2 protein-coding genes are annotated in these 1,734 nt (G+C 70.9%); one reads left to right on the forward strand and one right to left on the reverse strand.

Annotation, left to right across the window (positions count from 1 at the left end; all coding sequences use genetic code 11):
* Positions 1-69 precede the first annotated feature (69 nt).
* Positions 70-1,242 carry an IS701 family transposase gene (locus BM414_RS28105; RefSeq protein ID WP_093585349.1) on the forward strand — a complete coding sequence of 391 codons (1,173 nt, stop codon included), beginning with the start codon at positions 70-72 and terminating at the stop codon, positions 1,240-1,242.
* Positions 1,243-1,423: 181 nt separating this feature from the next.
* Here the strand turns inward: BM414_RS28105 and BM414_RS28110 are convergent.
* Positions 1,424-1,734, reverse strand: a 311-nt coding sequence (locus tag BM414_RS28110; protein ID WP_139246140.1) for a transposase, incomplete at its 5' end; no start/stop codon positions are given.

The following is a 1,734-nucleotide window of genomic DNA, read 5'->3' on the forward strand; positions in this document are numbered from 1 at the left end:
TTAGTACTGCAACGGCAGTTATGCGTGTCGCTGTCGGGATCGGCTGAGGGCTGGTAGCAGCGTGTGCGGATGCGCTGCGATGGCCTGGTGGCCGAGGTGCAGGACTGGGCGGCGGGCCTGGAGGAGGTCCATCGGCGGATCGCCGGTGCCTTCGCCCGGGCCGAACCGCGGGCTCGGGTGTTGCCCTATCTGCGCGGCCTGTTGGGGCAGTCCGAGCGCAAGAACGGCTGGACGCTGGCCGAGGCCGCCGGCGAGGTGTCTCCCGATGGCATGCAGCGGCTGCTGCGCACCGCGGACTGGAATGCGGACGCCGTGCGCGACCAGCTGCGCAGCTATGTGGTCGAGCGGCTCGGCCCTAACGGGGTGCTGATCGTGGATGAGACCGGCTTCATCAAGAAGGGCACCCGCTCGGCCGGGGTGGCCCGGCAGTACACCGGCACCACCGGGAAGATCGACAACTGCCAGATCGGCGTGTTCCTGGCCTACGCCACCGGCGCCGGACGGGCGCTGATCGACCGGGAGCTCTACCTCCCCCGGGCCTGGACCGACGACCGGGAACGCGCCCGCGCCGCCGGCATCGGTGACGAGGTCGGCTTCGCGACCAAGCCCGAGCTGGCCCGCCGGATGCTCACCCGGGCCCTGGACGCCGGAGTACCGGCCGGCTGGCTGACCGCCGATGAGATCTACGGTCAAGACAAGCGGCTGCGGGTGTGGTGTGAACAGCGCGGGCTGCCCTACGTGCTGGCCACCCGCAGCAACGACACCGTCGCCACCGTCGACTGGCGCCAGCGCCGGGTGCGCGCGCTGATCGCCGAGCTCTCCGAGACGGCCTGGGCTCGGTGCTCGGCCGGCGCCGGCGCGCACGGGCTGCGGCTCTACGACTGGGCCCGGATCGAGTTGCTGGCCGGGTTCGATCCGGGCTGGGCGCGCTGGGTGCTGGCCCGCCGAACCATTCCCAGGACCGCTGATGAGCCCGCGGAGCTGGCCTATTACGTCTGCGCCGGACCCACCGACACCACCCTGGAGCAACTCCTCGCCGTGGCCGGGGCTCGCTGGGCCGTCGAGGAATGCTTCCAAGCGGCCAAGAACGAGGCCGGCCTGGCCTCCTACCAGGTGCGTGACTACACCGCCTGGTATCGGCACATCACCCTGGCGATGCTCGCCCACGCCTACCTCAGTGCCACCCGCGCCACCGCAGAAAAGGGGGCTTCGCAGCCGGAAACAAGCAGCTCATCGCGCTGACCGTGCCCGAACTCCGGCGCCTGCTCAACACCCTCATCCGCACTCCACGCCCTGACCTCGACCACGCCGCGGACTGGTCATGGTGGCGCCGACGACGCCAGGCCCAAGCCCGCGCCGCTCACTACCGCAGTCGAGGACACGAACCACCATAACTGCCGTTGCAGTATTAGAAGACGTTGCATTAGTTCGCAGGTAGGCGTCGGGCGCAGATGAGGGTGACGGCCAGGCGGGCCAGCGCGGTGATCGTCACGGCGCTGCGGTCGTAGCGCAGGGCCAGGCGTTTGTAGGACAGCAGCCAGCCCAGGGTGCGTTCCACGACCCAGCGGTGCCGGCCGAGGCGGGCGCTGGAGTCCCGGCCGATCCGGGCGATCCGCGCGGAGATCCCGCGGCGGCGCAGGTAGCGGCGGACCCGCGGGTTGTCATAGCCCTTGTCCCCGTGCAGCTTGACCGGTCGGCGCCGCGGGTGACCGCGCCCGCCGCGCTTGATCGCCG

This window comes from Geodermatophilus amargosae, assembly GCF_900116515.1.
Classification (GTDB): domain Bacteria; phylum Actinomycetota; class Actinomycetes; order Mycobacteriales; family Geodermatophilaceae; genus Geodermatophilus; species Geodermatophilus amargosae.